The organism is Roseibium sp. SCP15 (assembly GCF_040329435.1).
In the GTDB taxonomy this organism is placed as follows: domain Bacteria; phylum Pseudomonadota; class Alphaproteobacteria; order Rhizobiales; family Stappiaceae; genus Roseibium.
The window spans coordinates 647,297-669,905 of record NZ_JBDZYI010000002.1 but is presented as its reverse complement, the minus strand read 5'-3'; the positions used below and the strand labels follow the sequence as shown (position 1 = coordinate 669,905).

Here is a 22,609-nt window from a genome sequence, read left to right as displayed (position 1 = left end):
TGATAGGGCTTAGCGCGATCATTTTCTCAACTTGGAGGCTCTGAGAAAAGCTCGGCCATGACGCGGTTCGTTGTAATTTTTCTGCTTTGCATTGGTGCTGCCCCGTTCCTGCCAGGTCTGATCGAGAGCCGGTTGGACGCATCTGGCCGGGGATATTCTGCATCTGAAGTGGAAGATGACGACACCGGTGAAAGGACACATCGCATTTCCTTGAACCGTCACGGCCATTATGTGGCTGACGCTTACCTCAACGGGCGGGCAGTCGATATGCTGGTTGATACCGGAGCGACTCTAACTGCCTTGCCTGAATCGGTTGCCGACGACATCGGGATATCGCTGTCTCCTTCCGACTTCAAACACGCGGTCGGGACCGCAAACGGAACCACCTACGCTGCCCGAGCCGTGATAAACGGCTTGCGCATCGGCAACATCCGTTTGCGGAACATTGATGCCATGGTTCTTAAGGACAGCAGCCTTAGCGGCCCTTTGCTCGGCATGTCGGTCCTCAATCAATTGAAACGGTTTGACATCTCCAGCGGCACCCTAGTACTGGTTCAGTGATTCCGTTGCTATCGCCTGGAATCCGTCTCAGGTCTTCAGGCACAATCCTTCGCCATTGAGAGGCATTGATGTTTTTGAAACCCGTTCCGAGTTTGACTCCCAATACCTTTGAGTATGAGTCACAGCCGATGGTGAAACCAACAGGTTTCCGCGAATATGACGCACGCTGGCTGTTTGAAAAAGAAATCAATCTCATGGGCATGCAGGCGCTCGGCATGGGCATCGGAACGCTCATGCATGAACGCGGTGTGCGGCCGGATATCGTCGTCGGGCACGACTTCCGCGGCTATTCCTCCTCGATCAAGATGGCCGTCGTCAACGGCTTGCTTGCCGCGGGTATCAATGTGCATGACATCGGCCTGGCGCTTTCTCCGATGGCGTATTTTGCCCAATTCGCGCTTGATGTTCCTGCCGTGGCCATGATCACCGCCTCTCACAACGACAATGGTTGGACCGGCGTCAAGATGGGGATTGACCGCCCGTTGACGTTTGGTCCGGATGAAATGGGCCGATTGAAAGACATCGTGCTTGAAGCAGCTTTCGACCTGAAGGGCGGCGGTAGCTATCGCTTCGTCGACGGTTTTCCGGAGACCTATTTCAAGGACCTCACCGATCGGCCGAAGCTCAAGCGGCCTATCAAGGTGGTTGCCGCGTGCGGAAACGGAACAGCAGGTGCCTTTGCGCCCAAAATTCTTGAAGCTCTGGGCGCGGAAGTCATTCCGCTTGATGCTGAGCTCGACCACACCTTCCCGCGCTATAATCCCAATCCGGAAGACATGAAGATGCTTCATGCCTTGCGGGACAAGGTTCTGGAAGTTGGCGCCGAAGTCGGACTTGGTTTTGACGGTGACGGCGATCGCTGCGGCGTGGTGGACAATGAAGGCGAAGAGATTTTCGCCGACAAGGTCGGTGTCATGCTGGCGCGCGATATCTCGGCGCTGCATCCCAATAGCCAGTTCGTCGTCGACGTAAAATCGACTGGCCTGTTCAATACCGATCCGGTTCTGAAGGCCCATGGCGCCAAGACCGATTACTTCAAGACCGGCCATTCTTACATCAAGCGCCGTGTAACGGATTTGAATGCCATTGTCGGATTTGAGAAGTCCGGGCACTACTTCTTCAACAAGCCGATCGGCCGTGGTTATGACGACGGTCTTGTTTCCGCGATTGCGATCCTGGACATGCTGGACCGCAACCCGGATATGACGATGGCCGACTTGCGCAGGGCCCTGCCAAAAACCTGGGGCTCTCCGACCATGGCGCCGAAATGCGCCGACGAGATCAAGTATGATGTGGTTGAACGAGTGGTTTCCCGGTTTCAGGAAATGAAAGCCAATGGCGAGAAGGTTGCCGGACAGCCGATTACCGATCTGATCACGGTCAACGGCGTTCGTGTCGTCAGCGAAGACGGGACCTGGGGTCTTGTGCGCGCTTCTTCCAACAAACCGGAGCTCGTGGTGGTCGTCGAAAGCCCTGTTTCGGAAGAGCGCCTTCATGAGATGTTCAAGGCCGTCGATGGTGTGCTGCGCGAGAACCCGGAAGTCGGCGAGTATAACCAGACACTTTAAGGTTTGACCTGATATCAAAGGCGGCGGCGTTGTTTCGCCGCCTTTTTGCGTCCGACATGATCAATTTCAGGCAAGGGCACCGAGACGGAGATTTGCATGATCAACGAATTTGGGGTGCTCCCAGACGGGACTGCAGTACAGGAAATCACCTTGAAAAAGGGGATGCTGGAGGCATCGGTACTGACCCTTGGAGCGATCATCAGGGATCTGAAGATAGATGGTCAGTCCGTGGTCCTCGGCTTTGAAGATTTGCAAAGCTATCTCGATCACTCACCCTATTTCGGCGCACTGGTCGGCCGCTGCGCCAACAGAATCGCGGGTGGAGCCGTGACGATCGACGGCGAGACACATCAGCTTGATCGGAACGAAGGGAGTGGCAATCATCTTCACGGTGGCGTACTCGGATTTTCGCGGCGCATCTGGCAGATTGAACAAAGCGACAAGGCCAGTGTTCTTCTGAAACTCGTCTCCGAAGACGGTGATATGGGATACCCAGGGCGGGTCGAAACATTGGTGCGATATACCCTGACCGGGACAGGGGCCCTGCGTGTCAAGATTTCGGCAACGACTGACATGACGACACCGGTAAATCTGACGCAGCACAGCTATTTCAATCTGGATGGTAGCGATACGATCCTGGATCATACGCTTGAGATTGCAGCCGACAGTTATCTACCGGTCAACGAGGCACTGATCCCAACGGGTGAAATCCGAAAGGTCTCCTGGACACCGTATGACTTTCAAGATGGTCGCAAGCTGCGGCGGAAATCCGGTGAAGAGGGCATTGTTTACGATCACAATTTCTGCCTGGCCGACGAGCCCAGGACTGTGGTCGAATTTGCTGCCGCACTTGAAAGCGCAGATGGAGTACGGCGTATGGAAGTCTGGACGACGGAACCCGGCCTTCAATTGTACGATGCCACCAATATGGAAGTACCGGTCCCGGGATTGGGCGGGCGTATGTACGGTTCTCATGCCGGCCTGTGCCTTGAGGCACAGCGCTGGCCGGACGGCTGTCACCACTCCGGTTTTCCGCAAGTTCTGTTGAAACCTTCACAAACCTATAGTCATGTTACCGAATTCCGTTTTTCATAAAATGAGTTACATTAGCCGAATGTGACGAGGTGAAACGGTTAGGGGGTATTGGTGAAGACGGTTTTTTCAGACAGCCAGCTCTCTCATGCTCCGATACAGGAAATTTCCGACGGGGAGCTGAAACCGGCAGTCGAAATTCCAAGCCGTGCCGAAATCGTGCTGAAAACCGTCAAGGAACGGCAAATTGGGGAAATTGTCGCCCCGGAAGAATTTCCGATCAGACCGATCCATCGCGTTCATTCCCCGGATTATGTCTCTTTTCTGGAAGGGTTCTGGGGCAAGTGGACCGCCGCAGGACGAACCAAGGAAGCCTTTCCATTCGTCTGGCCAATCAGAAGCCTGCGCAAGGACGTCCAGGTGGATCACATCGATGGCCTCCTGGGCCGCTACTCGATGGACGCCGGCACTCCGGTCGGAGAATTTACATATCAGGCCGCCCGAGCCTCAACTGATACCGCGTTGACTGCCGCCAAGATGATACTGGATGGTGAACAATCGGCCTTTGCGTTGTGCCGCCCGCCGGGCCATCACGCTGGATACGACTTTTTCGGTGGCTATTGCTTCTTCAACAATGCGGCCGTTGCCGCACAGTACCTGCGTGATTACGGCCTCAATCGCATCGCGATCCTGGATGTCGATTATCATCACGGCAACGGCACACAGGCGTTGTTCTACGACCGTCCGGATATTCTGTTCCTATCTATCCATGCCGATCCGGCCCAGGAATATCCCTATTTTCTCGGATATGCTGACGAGACCGGCAAGCACGCGGGCACCGGATTTACCCGAAACTGGCCCTTGCCACTCGGCACGGACTGGGAAGGATACTCACCGGCATTGGAAGAAGCCTGCCGTTGGCTGCTGGTTTACAAGCCGGATGCCTTGCTCGTTTCGCTGGGTCTGGATTGCTTTGAACGCGACCCGATTTCCGGTTTCAAGTTCAAGAGCGAAGACTTCACCAGGCTTGGCCAGCGCCTGGCGAAAGTGGGCGTGCCAACAATCTTCCTGTTGGAGGGAGGCTATGCCGTTGATGCACTTGGAACCAACTGCCTCAACGTTCTGGAAGGCTTTGAGGGTTAGCTGCGGAGCAATCCGTGTTGCACCAGCTCCGCTCTCAGAAGCCCGGCTTCCTTGAAGTGATGCGCGTTCATGCCGACGTCACGTGCCGCCTCGATGTTTTTTTCCGAGTCGTCAATGAAGAAGCAGTCGCGGGCCTCAAGGCCATTTCTGTCAAGAAGAACCCGGTAGATCCTTGGGTCCGGCTTGATCAGGTTTTCCTCGGCAGACACAACTATGTCGCGGAAACTGTCATTGATGAAAGAAAACCTTTTCCGGGTTTCTGCGAATTTCTCATTCGAGAAATTGGTGATCGCATAAAGCGGACAGCCCGTTTCCTTCAGTTCGCTTAGAATCTCCGGCGTTCCGGGAACAATCCCTGGCACCATTGTGTGCCACTGGTCGGAGTATGCTGCAATCAGACCGGCTTTTTCAGGATGCTGCCTTGAAAGGATGTCAACCGCCTCGTCCCACGTTCTGCCAAGATCTTGCTGTATGTTCCACTCTGGAGTGCAAACCGTCTGGAGGAAATGCGCCCGTTCCTCTTTGTTGGAAATTAGCTTCCGATAAAGATGTTCGGGATTCCATTCGATTAAAACATTACCTATATCGAAGACCACGGTCGTGATAGGACTATTCATAAGCTGATCCGGCGTTCATGTGGGTTGGTGCCAGTAGGCGGGAATTGATTTTGCAAATATCATCAAAAGGTTATGTTGAATTTGTGACGATTGCAAGATTGTGTGTGGCACTGATGCTGGTGGTTTCCCTCTGCATCATCGCCTCACCGTTTGCCCGTGCTCAAGACGTTCAGGAAATGCCGGAAAGGCTCCGTCTCGGTGTTGTTGTTGCTGCTGACGAGAACGCCCGGGACCGTGTTGAACCTTTCCGGTATGCGCTGGAGGAGATCGCGGATCTGCCGGTCGATCTGTTTCTTCTGGATACGATGGGTGACGCAGTTGAAGCGCTTGCATCGGGCCGGATTGATTATGTTCGTCTGTCTCCCTCCGCATATGCGGCAACATATCAGCTTTGTTCTTGTGTCGAACCGCTGGTGACTGCTGGACCAGACGACTTTCCTGCCCGCTTTTACGCCATTCTCATCAGCAAGCGCGGCGACACGAAGAAGTCTATTGCCGATCTGAAGAACACCCGCCTTGCGGTTGGGAACAAGCACGCTATCACCGGATACCGCGTTCCACTCGCAAATCTGGCTGCGGACGGTATCAACGTCCGGTCTCATTTCGCGACGCTGGTGGAAGTTCAAAATCCGGTCGAAGGAGTGCGAGCGCTTCTGGATGAAAAGGTTCAGGCGACGCTGGGTTGGTCGACGCTATCGGGTGAAGCCAAAAACGGTTTTACGGCCGGAACACTCAACGATTACTATGTTTCGGGCGGTCGTGGTTTCGAAGATCTGGAAATCGTATGGCGCTCACCACCCATTCCCTATTCGGCACACAGTCTTCGCAAGGAGCTTCCCGATAACCTCAAGCGACGGTTGCGCGCCGGGTTGATGGATCTGCGCAGAGAGTCTCCGGCTGCTTATCTTGCGATCGAGCCGGATTTGCCTGGCGGTTTCGAGCCCGTCGTTCATGCGGACTATCGACCGCTGCTGCGTACCTATGAAGACAGCAACGCGACACTGCTGGGAGCAGTGGACCGCCCATAGAGACGGCAAGGCGTCAGTTTGCGGAAACTTCGCTCAAGAGTTCGGCAGTGTGCCGCCGGATCGTTTCCTCTTCATTGGTGGGAATGACGAGCACCTTGATCCTGGATTCCACGCCTGAAATGTCCTCTGTTCGGGTTCTGTTTTTGGCCTCATCGATTGCTAATCCGAGCCAGTCCTGATCGTCACATACTTTTTGGCGAATAAGTGCCGAGTTTTCACCAATTCCACCGGTGAACACCACGGTGTCCAGTCCGCCAAGAACTGCGGCCATCGCCCCAAGCTCGCGCCTGATGCGGAAAACAAAATAGTCGATCGCCTCAGCTGCCTTCGGATCGGAGCTTTCCGTCAAGGTGCGCATATCCTGGCTGATGCCGGAAAGACCCTTCAAGCCGGAGTTCTTGTAAAGAAGGTCGGATACCTCGTCGGCAGACATGCCTTTCGTCGCCAGCAGATAGAGCACGACGCCGGGGTCGAGCTGGCCGCATCGGGTCCCCATGGGCAGACCGTCAAGTGCCGTGAAACCCATTGTCGATCCGATGCTTTGACCGTTCCGGATCGCGCACATGGAGGCACCATTGCCCAGATGGGCGACAACCACTTTGCCGGAATAGGTTTCTGGAGAAGTCTGCTGCAGATATCTGCAGATGTACTCGTAAGACAGGCCGTGAAACCCATAGCGGCGGACGCCTTCGTCATACAGTGGCCTTGGAAGCGCGAAGGTATCGTTGACCCATGGATGATTGCGGTGAAAGGCCGTATCGAAACATGCCGTTTGCACAGCTTCCGGAAAAGCTTCGCGAGATGCTGCAATTCCTGCCAGATTGTGCGGCTGATGCAGTGGAGCGAGCGGTTCCAGGGTTTTGAGAGCGTCGAAGACGTCATCTGAAATAAGCACAGGAGCGGCGTGTTCCACCCCGCCGTGAACAACCCGGTGACCGACGGCATCGACAGATCGCCCTGCAAGCTCCTGCTCAAGGACCGGCAGGAGAGCCCTTAAAGCACCAGCATGTGTACCTTCGCCGGAAGAAAGTGCACGATCAATTCTGGTCTCGTTTGTTTCCGACTTCAGCGAGAGACGAGGGACAGCTCCCAGACCGGAAATTTGCCCGCTGAGCTGGACATTGCTTTCTGAGTAGAGTGTGAACTTGATCGAAGAGGAGCCGGAATTCAGGACCAGGATAACCTGAGCCATGATCAATGCTCCTCACGGTCGAGTATGCCGGCCGGTGCACCTTTTGCCTGCCAGTGGGTATAGAGCAGCGCCAGGGCGCAGGACGCGAGCCGGGCCCGGCCATCGTCTGCGCGACTGGTCAACATGACCGGAACCTTGGCGCCGATAACAAGACCGGCCGCTTCCGCATGGGCGATGAAAGTCAGTTCCTTGGCAAGCATGTTGCCTGACTCAAGGTTGGGAACGATGAGCACTTCCGCATGACCGGCGACCAGGGAAGTGATCCCTTTTGTGCGTGCAGCCTGTACATCGATGGCGTTGTCCATCGCCAATGGCCCGTCGACAACGGCTCCGGTAATCTGGCCTCGTTCGGCCATTTTCGACAAGACCGCAGCGTCCAGGCTGGAAGGTATTGCAGGGTTCACCGTTTCAATGGCTGACAGGATGCCAACACGGGGAGTTTCAAGACCGAGCGCACGGGCCGCATCAATTGCATTCTGGGTAATGTCTACCTTGGTATTGAGATCAGGCGTTATGTTGATCGCCGCGTCTGAAATCAGCACCGGTGTCTTGCGACCGGGAATGTCCATGACAAATACATGGCTGATCCTGCGACGTGTTCTCAGACCTCCATCGCGTTTGACGACATGATGCAGAAGATGGTCGGTGTGCAGGTGACCCTTCATGACCGCCTGAACCCGGCCGTCATGTACCATCTGCACCGCCCTGCCAGCAGCTTCCGATTCATCCTCAATGTCGATCAGTTCGTAAGGGCCAAGATCCTCGCCAAGTTCCTTCGCTGCTTCTTCGATACGGTCAACGGCACCTATGAGAACCGGACGGATCAGGCCTTCCTGTGCCGCCATGATCGCGCCTTCAAGAGAATTCGGATCATCCGGTGCAACAACCGCGGTCGGAAGCGCGGGAAGTGTTTTGGCCAGCTCGATCATGCGGTTGAAATGGCGGTGACGCTGTACCAGAACGGCCGGGAGATTGCTGGAGTCGAATTCAATCGACTGTGTCGGGGCGGAAACTTCAGCAACACCTTCCACAAGGCGAACACCGTCGCCGCGGGTAACGGTCAAGTCGAAGACGACAATATTCTCCGGTTTTTTCTCCGTGGCGGTCACCTTCACGAGCAGTTTGTCACCAACCGCAGCTCCGCTGAGAAAGCGGAACGATTGGGATTTGTAGATTGTGCCGGGGCCCGGAAGGATGTTGCCGAGCACAGCGGATGCCAATCCGCCAACCCACATGGCAGGTGCGACCGGTTTGTCGATTACGCCGTCACCGGACCAATCGGTATCCGGAAGATGAATCGGGTTGTGGTTGCCAGAGGCATGCGCAAACACCAAAAGATCGTTGGAGGAGCACTCCCGAACAATCTCGGCAGAATCCCCAATTGCTATCTGGTCGTATGTCTTGTTTGTCGCCATTGGTCTCGTATTTCCCACACAGTAAACACGCATACTGCAGCGCAATATGCGGCGCGGACAGTATCCGTATTATACGACGGAACAAATACGGGAGAGTATCTATTTACGATTGCTGTGGAATTCAGCAATCGTCGCAAGTGACAGTGTCGGTCAGACGCGGGCGCAGATAATATGTGTCACTGAGCTCATGAGAGGCGGCGCGCTTGAAGTATTCGGTGAAAATGCCCGAGAATGGCGGTGTGTACGTCATGTTCGACTGTCCGACAACAATCGACGTATTGGGCTTGGCGACCGTGGCCGGCAAAGTGATGGGGGGTTTGCCACCTTTTGACCAATCCGAACAAGACAGCTTGCAATCAAACCAGTCAACCGAGGCGACACCATTGTTGTCGAATGAGACGCTTGCGACCACGATGTTCAGACCGGTGGACGGGTAGGGTGCCAGGATCTTTTCACCAATATCGAACAAGTTGCCGATCTCGGTGGTGGAGATGTCTTGCGCCTGGGCAACCAGATCGGTCACGGAGTTTGAAATTCTGCTGATTTTGCGATCGTGATTGAGAATCCCGGTTATTTCCACGGCAGCGATAAACAGAACGAGCATGAACGGAAGGATCATGGCAAATTCTACTGCCGTGACTCCCTCTCGGTCTCTCCAAACCCGATCCAGTTTTTTCGCGAAGTCTGAGCGATATTTTGTCAGCTTTGTCTTCAGATCAAATTCGGATTTCATTTAACTCCCTCCGTCGTTGAAGGGTTCGTTGCGAAACACCATCGTTGAAGTCAGGTGACGCACTCCGTCATGATCTGCTTTGTCGAGCCCGAGCGAAGATGCGAGCATGGGCCACTGATAGATGACGTTGACGACAACGATGTCGCCGGCCTTTCCAGGTTCGTATCCGGTCGTATCTCTAAGGTTTCCCTCATCATCATACAGACTGTCTACGGCACTGGCGGCAGCGAAATTGTTAACTGCTGTGACTTCGACGACAAGTCGATCCAGACTGCACATGAAATCAGGCATGAAGTCGCAGACCTTGTCCTTGAATTGGTCTTGCGTAATTTTTCCGCCGGCGGCCTGTCCGGTCCTGATGAGTCTTGAAGCACTGATGACGGCGTTGTCGACCATGCGATTGACGAAATGCACGACGCCAACTTCGATCACTGCAAGAACCAACATAAAGAACGGTATTGCGACAATCGCAAATTCAATTGCCGTCGCACCACTTCGGTCTTTCCAAAGCGATGGCCTTTTCAATCTCGTCTTGTGCCATTTAAACCAGCGCATTTGTCTTTCGCCTAACTAGGAAAGCAAGCTTATTTGGCTCCGCCCGCCGCCTGGATTGCCATGTTATTGCGGGAAGTCGCCTGTTCGGCATTTGCTTTGAAAGTTTCGTCATCATCACCAAGACGCAGGGTCGGCTCGCAAACCGGATTGCAAGACAAGGTAGCGCGAGAGGCCTTTCGGTAAACCGAAACAACGTCATTGTCTGATGCCCGGACGGTGATTACTTCATCTACGATCGGCTTGTTGTCGCGACCCAGAATGACAAGGTTGGTCGTGCCATAGCTCTTGCCGGTGATGACAACCGTCTTTTCATCGAACATTGCCACATCGGCAATAAAGGGGTTGCCTACGATGACGGCCGAGGCGTTGTCTTCAATACGGAAGACCTTGGCACGATCTACAGTCACCATTACCGGACCTTCTTGCGCAGCCGCGACGCTTGATTGAGCAGCTAGTACAAGCACGCCAGCCCATTTTGCCAGGTTTCTAAACATGCTTATGGGTACTCCATTAAAGTCATCTATTGCGACAGCATGCAGCAAACGTGGTGAACGATCTGCTAACAGGCACTTGCTCGAAGACTAAAGTGGGCAAATTGCTGGACATCAGAAAGAAACAACGCTGTCCTCAAAAGTTTAGATGCAATGTCACGAACCGCACGGATATATCCGACATCAAATAGTCTCATTTAGTTCATAGGCAATATTTGTCAGATATATAGCTTTTTCATCGTGATGGGTGAGAGGTTGTAGATAAAATCAAATAAAAATCTGAAAATATAAAGTCTAAGTTATAAAATTAACTTTTCCTTATCTATACTTTGTATTAACTATAGTTGTTTTTGTCGAATAGTTTTTGGTATTAGTTGGTCAATTTAACTGATTGGAAAGTTCTCTGTCCTAGGGTGAGCTCATGTTCGAACGGACCAAAGAAGATCCGGCGAACTTGAAGCTGTCAATTCAGTGGTACTTGGAGCAAACACATGAAAAATCTTTTCTCTCGTTTCGTTAAAGACGAATCTGGCGCAACCGCAATCGAATACGGCCTGATCGCAGGTCTTCTGTCCATCGTGATCCTTGGCGCTCTGCAGCTGACCGGCACGACCCTGGACGGCGTCTTCAGCAAGATCAACACCGAAGTCGGTAAAGCTGGCTAAAACGACCTCGGAGGTTGATTGTTCAACTTTCGAAAAGTCAGCTACATGTTTTGCCTGATCGGCAGGACGGAAAACGGGCGAATTTCGCCCGTTTTCTTTTTTGAACCCGGTAGAAGAATTCGCATGACCACTTGAAGAAATTTAACTCTCTTTGAGTAGTCTCTGAGACAAGCGCAACGTCCAAAAGAGATTGCAATGATTAGCTCAGCAGTTTTGGTGATCTTTCCCATGCTCGTCGCTTTCGGTGGTGTATCCGATTTGCTGACAATGACGATCCAAAACCGTGTTTCGGTCCTTCTGGTCGCAGGGTTCTGCATGTTGGCTCTGGCGGCTGGACTTCCGCCGATCGCCTGGGGTGAGCACCTGCTTGGACTGTTGGTTGTTTTTGTGCCGTGTTTTTTGTTTTTCGCCGCCGGCTGGATGGGAGGTGGCGACGTAAAGTTCATCAGCGCGATTGCGTTGTGGATCGGTTTTTCACCCGAATTGACCGTATTCATCACCTTTGTCGCAATTTACGGAATGCTTCTCACTCTGGGCCTGCTCTTTGCGAGACAGAATATGGGCGTACCCGCAATCCTCATGCGCGCTCAATTCTGCGAAAAACTTCTGCACAAGGACAGTGGCATCCCGTATGGCATTGCAATCGCCGTTGCAGGTTTGCAGGTCTACCCGGAAACATTTTGGTTCAAACTCGTCAGCTAGTAGCCAATTGAAGGCCGAGAGTTGAACTGCGGACTCTGACGTTTCTGCTTCTGACGGACATTGCGAAGCCTGCTGACCAGTATCCATTGCGATGGCGGGCGAATTTCCGTGTTTCATGTCGAGCGGAATCCACACAGCTCGGTTCGCGCAGTCGCGGCTATGGCTGAAACCCCTTCGTTCACTTGATGCCGAATTCCCGAAACAGAAATCAAGCGAAGGTCAACGACATGTTGGCCTGTGTCGATCATTCATTGTAAATCATTCGCAAATTTCGAGAAATTAGTAAGTTGTTTAGTAAAGTTAACAAATATTAACCGAAAACATCCATATCTGGTTAACCATGTTTTGACCAATTACCCGTCATTCTAAGTGCGAACGGCGCATGTGCGCCTCTGAATATTGGGTTTTTGGTCATGAAATTCGCTCGGATATTTGTGCTGGCAATAGCAGTCGCTGCGGGTTTGCTCGCATTCCGCATGGTGATGATGTCTGGTGGGAATGAAGGCGAACCACAAGTCGTCCAGGCGCCGGTCGAGACAAATAGCATCAAGGTTTTGGTCGCCTCCAAGGACATAGCCCTAGGCGGCAAGCTTACCAAGGACGATTTTTCCTGGGCCAACTGGCCAGAAGGTGAAGTTCCTGGCGGCGCGGTTACCCAGCAGTCGGACCCAACCGCCGAAGAAGAGTTCGAGGGCCGAATCACGAGAGCTCCCATCTATCAGGGTGAGCCCATCCGGCCTGAAAGACTGATCAATACCGACAAGGGGTTCATGGCCGCAATCCTGCCGAAGGGCAAACGGGCAATTGCGGTTAGCGTTGAAGCAGAAACAACTGCAGGCGGCTTCATTCTTCCCGGTGACAAGGTCGATCTTATTTTAACAAGATCGGCGGATGACCTCGTCCTGAGCGAAACGATCCTGGAAAATGTGCGTGTCTTGGCAATCGACAGCACAACTGCGGGTGAGCAGGATCAGAAAAATCTTTCTCCGAAACGAACTGCCACTCTGGAGTTGACCCTTGGTCAGTCGGAGATCGTGGCTCAGGCCCAGCAAATCGGAACCATCTCCCTTGCTCTGCGCAGCGCGCAGGACTCTGCAGATGACGCAGTTGCAGAGGACAAGCGTCAGCGAGGCGTGAGCTATGTGAAATATGGTGTGAGAACCAAAATGGGTTCGCGATGACACCGGTTGAAAAAAGAACGTTCAGCGTGAGGGGCGCGATGAAAAACTATCTTGGAAAATTCGTAGCCGCCGCCCTGCTTTCAGGGGCTTTGATCGGCCTGTCGGCTCCGGCCGCGGTGGCCGAAGGCAACTTCCCCAATCAGGTTCACATCGCAGCTGGGGAAAGGGCAAGCGGGCGTATCCTGAACGTCGGCATTGGTCGTTCCGTTGTGATCAATCTCGCTGAAGATGCGGCAGATGTTCTTGTTTCAAATCCGGAGATAGCGGACGCGGTGCTGCGAACCCCGAGACGGATCTTTCTGATTGGTAACACTGCTGGACAAGCCCGATTGGTGTTGTTCAGTCGAAGTGGTCGCGAACTCGCGAGCTTTGATGTCCGCGTAGAAAAGGACACGTCAGACATCACTCGTATGATTCGGAAACTCATTCCGGGTTCTCGCATCGTCGCTGAATCGGTGAATGGCAATGTCATTCTGAGCGGAACGGCAAAAAGCACAATCGAGGCTCAGCAAGCCGCCGACATTGCTACAAAGTTTCAGGGGGCTGCGTCGACAACGGATGTCGTGAACCTGATTACCGTTGAAGGCAAAGATCAGGTTCACCTGAAGGTAACGGTTGCCGAGGTTCAGCGCTCCATCGTCAAGCAGCTGGGTGTGCGACTGAGTGGATCGATCGGAACAGGTAACTACAGGCCGAATTTCGCAAATAATCCAAGTTTTCCGGTCAACACTTCCATAACCAATCAGGCAACGCTTGGTCTGCAGTTCCTGGCCGGTGCCACAAACATTCAGGCCGATATTCAGGCTCTGCAGCAGGATGGCGTTATCCGCACTCTTGCAGAACCAAATCTGACCGCGATTTCAGGTGAGAACGCGAGTTTCCTGGCGGGTGGCGAATTCCCGATACCGATTTCTTCCCGCGACGGAGAGATTTCGGTCCAGTTCAAGAAATTCGGTGTTGGTCTCGATTTCACTCCGGTTGTGCTTAGTGGCGGAAGAATCAGCCTGCGCGTGAAGACCGAGGTCAGCGAGCTCAGCAATGAAGGAGCGGTGTCAGCCGGCTTAATCACCATCTCCGCGCTGAAGGTCAGACGAGCTGAATCGACAGTGGAACTTCCGTCAGGGGGAACACTCGTCATGGCTGGCCTGTTGCAAGAATCCTATCAGCAGACTGTCGAAGGCGTGCCAGGGCTTATGCAGATCCCGATCCTCGGGGCACTATTCAAGAGCCGCGACTTCCTGCGCGATCAAACCGAATTGGCGGTTTTTGTCACCCCCTATGTGGTCCAGCCGGTTGCCCAGAGCAAACTGGTCAGACCCGACAAGAATCTGATGCCACCATCAGACGCCGAGACGATTTTCCTGAACAGGTTGAACAAGATTTATAACCCCGCTGGGGCTGTGGCTGAGGGAACTTACCATGGCCAGGTCGGCTTTATCTACAAGTGAGGACGGACAGATGATATTTAGCAAAGATGTCCGGGTCGCAACGGTCTCCAAATCAGCTTTGGTAGTGCTTGGGTGCCTGAGTATCGTTGGGTGTGAAAGCCAGACGCAGTCACCAAGTCAATTGCTTGCAACGCATGACTACCGCCTCAGGCATCCGATTGTTGTTACGGAAGAACCTGAAACGCTGGACTTGCCGATCGGGCGCAGTACACGAAGCCTGTTTGGTCCGATTGAAGACACGATAACCGCCTTTGCAGCGGAATCGCGGCGTCGCGGTAATGGGACTGTTGAAATTCTTGTTCCCTCCGGGGGAGGCAATGAAGCCGCGGTGCACGCGGTAACACCGGACATCCGGAAGGCTCTGGTCAGGGGTGGCGTCAACCGGTCCCACATCAGCACTCGAACCTATCCCGTTCAAGATGCTTCCGCTGATGCTCCGATCCGATTGTCTTATGCAAGAATGCAGGCAACCGCCGGATCCTGCGGTTCATGGCCGAAAAACATTGGTGGTGGCTTTGGTCCGAACACCGAATACGAGAATTTCGGCTGTGCATCGCAGTCCAATCTGGCAGCGATAGTAGAAAATCCCTCCGACCTTCTCACGCCAAGGGCTTCCACGCCTGCCGATCAGCAGCGCCGTGCTGTCGTTATGGAAAACTACAGAAAAGGCGACACAACGACCTCCGACTACACGGAAGGCGTTGGAGCAATAGTTTCTGAATAGGTGATAGAATGAGCGCAAATCCAGATCTGAAAGAATTGTCCGGCTATCTTGACCCCGTATCAGAACTTGCGGACAGCCAGGCTGGCGCTGAAGAGGCGTTGCATGTCAGGAGTATTCCACGCATTACGGTTCACGGCTTTTGCCTGACGGACGCCACCATGCGCGTTGCCGAGGCGGCGATGGAAGATCGCCGCATGACGAAGGCGCATCTGAAATTGGATATGGGTGGAATTCCTGCGGCGATCGACACGTTCCAGCAGGCTCCAACCCCAAATCTCGTGATTGTTGAGGCGTCCGGAAATCGGGAAGAGTTTCTTCCAAATCTGGACCATCTCGCCGAGTACTGCGATGCGGGCACCAAGGTGATCGTTGTCGGTGATGTGAATGATGTCACGCTTTATCGGGACTTGATCGCGCGTGGCGTCAGTGAATATCTCATCACGCCCGTAAGCGTGTTTCAGCTGATCGGCGCAATCAGCAACCTTTATGGTGATCCGGAAGCCGAGCCCTTGGGGCGCACCATTGCATTCTTCGGAGCAAAGGGCGGGTGTGGATCTTCTACAATCGCACACAATGGTGCCTGGTCATTGTCTCGCAGTTTTCAAAGCGAAGTTGCGGTCACAGACCTTGATCTGCCGTTCGGTACCGCCGGGCTGGATTACAATCAGGATCCGCTCCAGGGTGTCTACGAGGCGGTTTCATCTCCAGAGCGATTGGACGAGACTTACCTGGACAGGATCTTGTCCAAATGCAGTGAACATTTGAGCCTGCTCGCCGCACCGGCCACACTGGAAAGAACATACGATCACAGCGAAACGTCTTTCGACTTGCTGCTCGAAACCATGAAGTCGAGCATGCCGAACGTGGTGCTGGACATACCTCATGTGTGGAATTCCTGGATCAAGCACACGCTCTTGAATGTGGATGAGGTTGTTCTCGTCGCTGAACCGGACCTTGCCAACCTTCGGAACGCGAAGAACATTGTCGACACACTGAGACAGCTTCGGCCAAATGATCGCCCGCCTTTGCTGGTCATGAACAAAGTGAACGTCCCCAAGCGACCGGAAATCAAGCCGGAAGAATTTGCTGGGGCGCTGGGGTTGACGGTCCAGGCTGCCATTCCGTTTGACCCGCAGCTCTTCGGAACTGCAGCAAACAACGGTCAGATGATTGGCGAGATGGATGGCAAGCACGCGATCACGCGCATCTTCGATGACATGGCCCAAGCCGTTTCCGGAAAGGTTCAGCCGAGCGCGGCCCCTCGATCCGGTCTTGCCGGTTTGTTGTCGAAACTGAAACGTAAGACTGGCTGAAAGGCCCAGTAACGGAGCAAAAGATTCGTTATGTTTGGAAGACGCGGCAGTTCATCGTCTGGTAGTCAGTCAATGCGGCCTGGAGGCGTGCCGGGACTGCAGGATACGCCTTCTTCCGTAGAGGTTGCGGAAGTATCCGAAGCGGCGGCATCTCAGACTAGCCAGTCTGAGCAGCAAGCGAAGGCAGCTCCGCCACCGAGCCCTCCCGCACCTGCAGCGCCCGCGCCGCAGTCCCGGAAGAAAAACAGCGAATACTACGAAACCAAGGCTGAAATCTTCAACGCCCTGGTCGAAGCGATCGACTTGTCTCAGCTTGCCCGTTTGGACGCTGAAGATGCCAGGGACGAGATCCGCGATGTCGTGAATGACATCATCGCTCTGAAGAATGTCGTCATGTCCATTTCCGAGCAGGAAGACCTGCTCGAAGACATCTGCAATGACGTCCTCGGATATGGTCCTCTGGAACCACTTCTGGCGCGAGACGACATCGCTGACATCATGGTCAACGGTGCTCATACCGTTTACATTGAAACCCAGGGCAAGGTCGAACAAACTGCCGTCGCCTTCCGCGACAATGCTCAGTTGATGAACATCTGTCAGCGCATCGTGAGCCAGGTAGGTCGCCGCGTCGACGACGCAAGTCCGATTTGTGACGCCCGCTTGCCTGACGGATCACGTGTTAACGTCATTGCACCACCATTGGCCATCGATGGTCCGGCTTTGACTATTCGTAAGTTCAAGCGCGACAAGCTTACACTCGACCAGCTTGTCAAATTCGGGTCGATAACACCTGAAGGAGCAACCATTCTTCAGATCATCGGTCGCTCGCGCTGTAACGTTCTGATCTCCGGTGGTACGGGATCTGGTAAGACGACGTTGCTGAACTGTTTGACGGCGTATATCGAAAACACCGAACGCATCATCACCTGCGAAGATTCCGCCGAACTTCAGCTGCAGCAGCCGCATGTGGTTCGATTGGAAACACGCCCGCCCAACCTTGAAGGTGAGGGCGAGATCACCATGCGTGACCTCGTTAAGAACTGTCTGCGTATGCGTCCTGAACGCATTATCGTTGGTGAGGTTCGCGGCCCGGAAGCATTCGACTTGCTCCAGGCCATGAATACCGGTCACGACGGCTCCATGGGCACGCTGCACGCCAACTCGCCGCGGGAAGCGCTTTCAAGACTTGAATCCATGATCACCATGGGGGGCTTTTCTCTGCCGTCGAGAACGCTCCGGGAAATGATTGTTTCTTCAATCGATGTTGTCGTTCAGGCCGCTCGTCTGCGCGACGGTTCACGTCGCATTACCCATGTCACCGAGGTGATGGGCATGGAAGGCGACATCATCACCACGCAGGATGTCTTCCTCTACGACATCGTCGGCGAAGACCCGAATGGACGCATTATCGGCCGTCACCGTTCCACTGGGATTGGCCGCCCGAGATTCTGGGAACGTGCAAGATACTTTGGTGAAGAAGCGCGTCTTGCTCAGGCACTGGATGCTGCTGAGATGCCCGAATAGGTAATAGAGTGAGAGACTGATGTCCGGATTTGAAGATTTTCTCACCCCAGAAGTAACCGGAATTGCCGTCGCGGTTCTGGTCATGCTGGCCGTCGGTGGTGTTATTTTCAGCATCTTCCAACCGACTTTGTCGGGAACGAAGCAGCGGGACCAACGCATTCAGGCGGTTTCGGCACGTCCGCAAAACGATAGCCAACGCAAGCAGTTACGCGACAATGACCGGCGCAAGAAGTCGATTCAGGATCAGCTGAAAGACTTCGAGGAGCGGCAAAAGGCAAAGCACGACAAACAGCAGAAAATCTCGCTCAAGATTCGCATGGAACAAGCAGGTCTTGCGTGGGAGATGCGCCATTTCGTGATTTTCAGCGGCGTGTCCTGCATGATCTTTCTCGCGGGTGGTTATATTCTGAGCGGTAATTTTCTGATTGCGCTCGCACTCGGTTTTGCCGGCGCTTTCGGGTTCCCGCGCTGGTACATTTCAAACAAGCGTCAGCGCCGGTTCAATGCCTTTTTGAATGAACTGCCTAACGGTGTGGACATCATCGTTCGTGGCGTCAAGGCGGGTCTGCCTCTCGGTGACTGCATCAAGGTTGTCGCCAAAGAGGCGCGTGAGCCTGTTGCAACCGAATTTCGGAAAATCACGGAAACTCAGGTCATGGGAATTTCGCTTGGTGACGCCGTTGCAAAGCTGCCCGAGCGTGTGCCGGTTGCCGAGGCGAACTTTTTCGCAATCGTTGTTGCCATCCAGCAAAAGGCTGGTGGTGGACTGGCCGAAGCACTGGCCAATCTGTCGAATGTGTTGCGGAGCCGGAAGGCGTTGAAGGGCAAGATCAAGGCCTTGAGCGCCGAGGCAAAATCTTCTGCTGCAATCATTGGGGCGCTGCCTTTCGCGGTAGGAGGCATCATGTTCTTCATCGCACCGGATTACATTATGATGCTGTTCAATACCGACACGGGAAACATCATTGTGGGTGGCTGCCTTCTCTGGATGTTCGTTGGCGTCATGGTGATGCGCGCCATGATCAACTTTGATTTCTAGGAGGCGATATGGAATTCGAATCTATCGCATCCCGCCAGTTTATTGCAGCTGCTTTGGCGATGATTGCCGTTACCGGCACAATTTACTCGCTGGTGATGCCGCTGCTTTCCCGGGACACCCTGAAGGCGCGCATGAAAAACGTTGCTATCGAAAGGGATAAGCTTCGGGCTCAGGAACGGGCAAGGCTGCAGGCCAATCAGAACAATTCCAAGGCGTCGCTCCGCAATCAGCCCAAGGCACAAATGAAAAGCCTGGTGGATCGGCTGAACTTGAAAGAAGCATTGTCCGACGAATCCACGCAACTCAAGCTCCGCATGGCCGGATATCGCGGAACCGCGCCGCTGTACTATTTCCTGACCGCAAGAATTGCCGTACCTGGCATTTTGCTGTTTGTTTCGCTGTTCTACGCCTTCTTCATTCTGCCGGACACGTTACCGGTTCTGACCAAGGTTTGTATCTCTATCGCGGTCGCAGGTTTCGGGACGTTCCTTCCCAATATCTATCTGAAAAACAAGATCGACAAACGGAAGTTGAACATCCAAAGAGCATGGCCGGACGCGCTGGACCTGATGCTGATCTGCGTTGAATCCGGCATGTCCATCGAAGGCGCCTTTCAAAGGGTCGCCGAAGAAGTCGGCATTCAGTCTGTTGACCTGGCTGAAGAGTTGACGCTGACGACCGCGGAATTGTCCTACCTGAGTGAGCGCAGGACAGCCTATGAGAACCTTGCCGACCGAACAGGTGTCGACGGCGTAAAGAACGTGATGATGGCCCTGATTCAGGCTGAGCGGTACGGTACACCTGTCGGCACAGCACTACGGACAATGTCTGACGATACTCGGGCTCAGCGGATGCAATTTGCGGAACAGAAAGCCGCGTCGCTTCCACCCAAATTGACCGTGCCGATGATCCTGTTCTTCTTGCCTGTGCTGTTCTTCATCATCATGAGCCCGGCGGTCATGCAGGTGATGGATGCGTTCGGCTAAGTCTAGGGTGCTCAAATCCACTGACTTTGAGAAAGCAGTTAACGATCTGATCCGGCTCACCCTTCTGAACTGGAAGTGGGAGCCGGATTGATTTTCACTTTGAATTGCGAGTTTGAGACGGTCAGCTTGAACTTGTGCAGCCGACCAAACCCAAAGGGCAGGTGATGAAATGAATCGCTTGGGCCTGCAGTCTGATCTCACGAAATTTGATCTGCCTGAGCGGCGGAAAATCCGCAAAAAGAAAAAGCGGCTCTTGCGGGCCGCTTTCGTTTGTTGGATGCGTCGAATTTCGCCGGAGTGACTACCCTCTGCGCTTTTCAATCATGGATCGCAGATAGGCAATGTTGGCTTCTGCCTGACGTGGATCCAGCTCCGCCTGAGCGACCTGAATGGCTTCGTCATACTTGCCCTGAATGCCAAGCACGAGCGCCAGGTTTTGACGAACCCGGCTGTCGGCACCGGGAAGGGAGGCCGCACGACGCAATGTGTATTCCGCATCCGGCAGCTCGTTTGACAGCAGATAGGACAGGCCCAGATTGTTCAACAGCGTTGGATCGTCCGGTGCAATCTTGAGCGCCTGCTTGTAAAGGCTTCTTGCCTTCTGGTGGTTGCCGGTCTGATCATAGATTGCCGCCTCGGCGGACATCAGTTTCCAGTCAGGAGTGTCGGGTCGTTGCGTTCGCTGCAGCACATTCAACGCTTCGTCGAACCGTCCGTTCATTGCGAGAACCTTGCCGTAGGCGGAAGCGATTTCTCTGTCCTTGGGATGAGCGATCACGCCAGCCCTCAAGACGGCCATGGATTGGGGCATCTGGCCGTTCTGGCTCAGGGAGTTTGCATAGCCAAGAATTGCCGCACGGTTCTTGCGGTCCTTTTCATAAGCTTTACCCCACTTTGAAACCGCGGCACGCGCTTCGTAGGAGCCGGGCGCTGTGTAATGGATCCCGGATGCCGGTGAGTGTGTACCGGTCGCCTTGTTGGACGCACAGCCTGTAACAAGAACAAGCGCGGTCATGGCCATCAACGTCGAGACGAGACGGGTTTGGCGTGTAACGGAACCGGTTCTGGGCGCTTGCATTATCAACATCCTTGTTGTGCGCAGCAATTACGTTTCCCTTAGAGAAATAGATAATTAACCCTAATGGTTGGTTAAGCGGCGTTGCGAATTGCGAGAAACCCAAAAGACATTGCCAACTCATATTGCGCTTGAGAGTTGCGCGGCTTACCTGTTGAGCATTCTATCCAGTTCAATGGAGTACCTCCCGTGCGTGAGAGTCTTGTCCGCAAAAGTGATGTTTCAGCTTCCACTCCCATCATCGCAGTCACACAAGCCAGCTTGCCGGATGTCCTCGCCGGATTGGGAGAGGCGGCCACCGGCTGGTGTGAGGTAAATGACTTCACTGGCAAAGCATCTACGCACCAACTTGTGCCGGGCTTGAATGGTTCGGGAGCTGTCGTTTTGTTCGGTGTCGAAGAAAGCGGATTGTCCCATCCGTTTGCTCTCGGCGGCTTGGTAAAAAGCCTCCCGGCAGGGGACTATTCACTGGCGGATGATTTTCCGGATCAGGAACAGGCAGCTCTGGGGTTTGCTCTGTCGGCTTACAAGTTCGAACGTTATGTCACGCCAACAAGCAAGGCCCGCAGGCTTGGGGTGTCAGATGACGTTGATCTGAACCGCATCGGTGTCATTCTTGATGGTGTTCAGCTTGCACGCGACCTGATCAACACGCCCGCAAATGACATGGGCCCTGAAGATCTGGCCAAGGCAATCGAAGAACTGTTTGCAGCAAATGGCGGGACCGGCCGGGTCGTTGTCGGCGAGGATTTGCTGACCGAGAACTTTCCGATGGTACACGCGGTCGGCCGTGCAAGCTCAAGGCCGCCGCGCCTGGCCGACTATAGCTGGGGTAGCGAGGACGCTCCGAAGGTCACGCTCGTCGGCAAGGGCGTTATTTTTGACACAGGTGGGCTAAACCTGAAGCCTGGGTCCTCAATGGCCCTGATGAAAAAAGACATGGGCGGTGCAGCAAACGTGCTTGGCCTGGCCTCGATGATCATGGCGGCCAGGCTGCCCGTTCGCCTCAGGGTCATTGTTCCGTGCGTTGAAAATGCCGTTTCAGGCAATTCGTTCCGTCCCGGAGACATCTTGCAGAGCCGGAAGGGCTTGAGCGTCGAGATCGGCAACACCGACGCAGAAGGCCGTCTCGTCCTTGGAGATGCCTTGGCGCTTGCAGATGAAGAAAGCCCTGAACTTCTGATCGATATGGCCACACTGACCGGGGCCGCGCGCGTTGCTCTCGGGCCGGATCTGCCGCCATTCTACACGGATGACGACGAACTGGCTGAGGATATTGGGGTAATGGCCGAAGCTGCCACCGATCCACTGTGGCGCATGCCGCTCTGGCAGCCATACATGAAGTATCTCGACAGCAAGATCGCGGACATCAACCATATCAACACGACCGGAGCAGGTTTTGCCGGTTCGGTGACCGCCGCGCTGTTCCTGTCCCGTTTTGTTGAAAACGCGCATAGCTGGGCACATTTCGATATCTTCGGTTGGACCCCTGCCGAAAAACCGGGGAAACCGTCCGGCGGCGAAGCGCAGGGCATTCGCTGCCTGTTCGACATGATCACGGACCGATATCCGAATAAATAAATAACGGCTCCGAAACGTTTGTATGGTTTGATGGCC

General features: G+C 54.1%; 22 protein-coding genes. 15 read left to right on the top strand and 7 right to left on the bottom strand.

Annotated elements, in window-relative coordinates; genetic code table 11:
- The first annotated feature begins 57 nt into the window (after positions 1-57).
- The 4 genes from ABLO27_RS10490 (at position 58) to ABLO27_RS10475 (ending at position 4,304) form a co-directional block, all read left to right on the top strand.
- Entirely contained in the window at positions 58-561 is a 504-nt protein-coding gene (locus ABLO27_RS10490; RefSeq protein ID WP_353032680.1) for a retropepsin-like aspartic protease family protein, read from the top strand.
- Between the two features lie 68 nt (positions 562-629).
- A complete protein-coding gene (locus ABLO27_RS10485; RefSeq protein WP_353032679.1) occupies positions 630-2,129 on the top strand; it encodes a phosphomannomutase/phosphoglucomutase in 1,500 nt (499 codons plus the stop codon).
- A gap of 96 nt (positions 2,130-2,225) precedes the next feature.
- Positions 2,226-3,224, top strand: a complete 999-nt coding sequence (locus tag ABLO27_RS10480) for an aldose epimerase family protein (RefSeq protein ID WP_353032678.1) — start codon at positions 2,226-2,228, stop codon at positions 3,222-3,224.
- Positions 3,225-3,275: 51 nt separating this feature from the next.
- Positions 3,276-4,304, top strand: a complete 1,029-nt coding sequence (locus ABLO27_RS10475; protein WP_353032676.1) for a histone deacetylase family protein — start codon at positions 3,276-3,278, stop codon at positions 4,302-4,304.
- On the opposite strand, the gene ABLO27_RS10470 is transcribed toward ABLO27_RS10475, so the two are convergent.
- Entirely contained in the window at positions 4,301-4,921 is a 621-nt protein-coding gene (locus tag ABLO27_RS10470; RefSeq protein WP_353032675.1) for an HAD family hydrolase, read from the bottom strand. The two genes, ABLO27_RS10475 and ABLO27_RS10470, sit on opposite strands and share 4 nt — an antisense overlap.
- Before the next feature lie 50 nt (positions 4,922-4,971).
- Between ABLO27_RS10470 and ABLO27_RS10465 the strand changes: the two genes are divergently transcribed.
- On the top strand, positions 4,972-5,949 hold the full coding sequence (locus ABLO27_RS10465; RefSeq protein WP_353032673.1) for a phosphate/phosphite/phosphonate ABC transporter substrate-binding protein: 978 nt from the start codon (positions 4,972-4,974) through the stop codon (positions 5,947-5,949).
- Positions 5,950-5,962: 13 nt separating this feature from the next.
- On the opposite strand, the gene ABLO27_RS10460 is transcribed toward ABLO27_RS10465, so the two are convergent.
- From ABLO27_RS10460 to ABLO27_RS10440, 5 genes are all read right to left on the bottom strand, one after another.
- Positions 5,963-7,141 carry an acetate/propionate family kinase gene (locus ABLO27_RS10460; RefSeq protein WP_353032672.1) on the bottom strand — a complete coding sequence of 393 codons (1,179 nt, stop codon included), beginning with the start codon at positions 7,139-7,141 and terminating at the stop codon, positions 5,963-5,965.
- Positions 7,142-7,143: 2 nt separating this feature from the next.
- Positions 7,144-8,556 carry a bifunctional enoyl-CoA hydratase/phosphate acetyltransferase gene (locus ABLO27_RS10455; RefSeq protein WP_353032670.1) on the bottom strand — a complete coding sequence of 471 codons (1,413 nt, stop codon included), beginning with the start codon at positions 8,554-8,556 and terminating at the stop codon, positions 7,144-7,146.
- Positions 8,557-8,677: 121 nt separating this feature from the next.
- Positions 8,678-9,289: a TadE/TadG family type IV pilus assembly protein gene (locus ABLO27_RS10450; RefSeq protein WP_353032668.1), complete on the bottom strand. Its 612-nt coding sequence runs from the start codon at positions 9,287-9,289 to the stop codon at positions 8,678-8,680.
- Positions 9,290-9,844 (bottom strand): TadE/TadG family type IV pilus assembly protein, encoded by a 555-nt coding sequence (locus ABLO27_RS10445; protein ID WP_353032667.1) that lies wholly within the window; start codon positions 9,842-9,844, stop codon positions 9,290-9,292.
- Positions 9,845-9,873: 29 nt separating this feature from the next.
- Positions 9,874-10,254, bottom strand: coding sequence for a pilus assembly protein N-terminal domain-containing protein (locus ABLO27_RS10440; RefSeq protein WP_353032666.1), 381 nt, complete (start codon positions 10,252-10,254; stop codon positions 9,874-9,876).
- A gap of 572 nt (positions 10,255-10,826) precedes the next feature.
- On the opposite strand from ABLO27_RS10440, the gene ABLO27_RS10435 reads away from it, so the two are divergent.
- From ABLO27_RS10435 to ABLO27_RS10395, 9 genes are all read left to right on the top strand, one after another.
- Positions 10,827-11,000: a Flp family type IVb pilin gene (locus tag ABLO27_RS10435; RefSeq protein WP_353032664.1), complete on the top strand. Its 174-nt coding sequence runs from the start codon at positions 10,827-10,829 to the stop codon at positions 10,998-11,000.
- A gap of 195 nt (positions 11,001-11,195) precedes the next feature.
- The gene (locus ABLO27_RS10430; RefSeq protein WP_353032662.1) at positions 11,196-11,702 is read left to right on the top strand and encodes an A24 family peptidase; all 507 of its coding nucleotides are present in this window, start codon (positions 11,196-11,198) and stop codon (positions 11,700-11,702) included.
- Positions 11,703-12,115: 413 nt separating this feature from the next.
- Positions 12,116-12,883 carry a Flp pilus assembly protein CpaB gene (gene cpaB / locus ABLO27_RS10425; protein WP_353032660.1) on the top strand — a complete coding sequence of 256 codons (768 nt, stop codon included), beginning with the start codon at positions 12,116-12,118 and terminating at the stop codon, positions 12,881-12,883.
- 38 nt (positions 12,884-12,921) lie between these two features.
- Positions 12,922-14,331: a type II and III secretion system protein family protein gene (locus ABLO27_RS10420; RefSeq protein WP_353032658.1), complete on the top strand. Its 1,410-nt coding sequence runs from the start codon at positions 12,922-12,924 to the stop codon at positions 14,329-14,331.
- A gap of 10 nt (positions 14,332-14,341) precedes the next feature.
- Entirely contained in the window at positions 14,342-15,055 is a 714-nt protein-coding gene (locus ABLO27_RS10415) for a CpaD family pilus assembly protein (RefSeq protein WP_353032656.1), read from the top strand.
- A gap of 8 nt (positions 15,056-15,063) precedes the next feature.
- Positions 15,064-16,368 (top strand): AAA family ATPase, encoded by a 1,305-nt coding sequence (locus ABLO27_RS10410; RefSeq protein ID WP_353032654.1) that lies wholly within the window; start codon positions 15,064-15,066, stop codon positions 16,366-16,368.
- A 72-nt stretch (positions 16,369-16,440) separates the two neighbouring features.
- Positions 16,441-17,892 carry a CpaF family protein gene (locus ABLO27_RS10405; RefSeq protein ID WP_417714764.1) on the top strand — a complete coding sequence of 484 codons (1,452 nt, stop codon included), beginning with the start codon at positions 16,441-16,443 and terminating at the stop codon, positions 17,890-17,892.
- Positions 17,893-17,911: 19 nt separating this feature from the next.
- On the top strand, positions 17,912-18,931 hold the full coding sequence (locus ABLO27_RS10400) for a type II secretion system F family protein (protein WP_353032650.1): 1,020 nt from the start codon (positions 17,912-17,914) through the stop codon (positions 18,929-18,931).
- Positions 18,932-18,939: 8 nt separating this feature from the next.
- The gene (locus ABLO27_RS10395) at positions 18,940-19,917 is read left to right on the top strand and encodes a type II secretion system F family protein (protein WP_353032648.1); all 978 of its coding nucleotides are present in this window, start codon (positions 18,940-18,942) and stop codon (positions 19,915-19,917) included.
- 301 nt (positions 19,918-20,218) lie between these two features.
- On the opposite strand, the gene ABLO27_RS10390 is transcribed toward ABLO27_RS10395, so the two are convergent.
- Complete coding sequence (locus ABLO27_RS10390; RefSeq protein ID WP_353032646.1) at positions 20,219-20,995, bottom strand: tetratricopeptide repeat protein; 777 nt, start codon at positions 20,993-20,995, stop codon at positions 20,219-20,221.
- 186 nt (positions 20,996-21,181) lie between these two features.
- On the opposite strand from ABLO27_RS10390, the gene ABLO27_RS10385 reads away from it, so the two are divergent.
- Positions 21,182-22,573: a leucyl aminopeptidase family protein gene (locus ABLO27_RS10385; RefSeq protein WP_353032645.1), complete on the top strand. Its 1,392-nt coding sequence runs from the start codon at positions 21,182-21,184 to the stop codon at positions 22,571-22,573.
- Positions 22,574-22,609 lie beyond the last annotated feature (36 nt).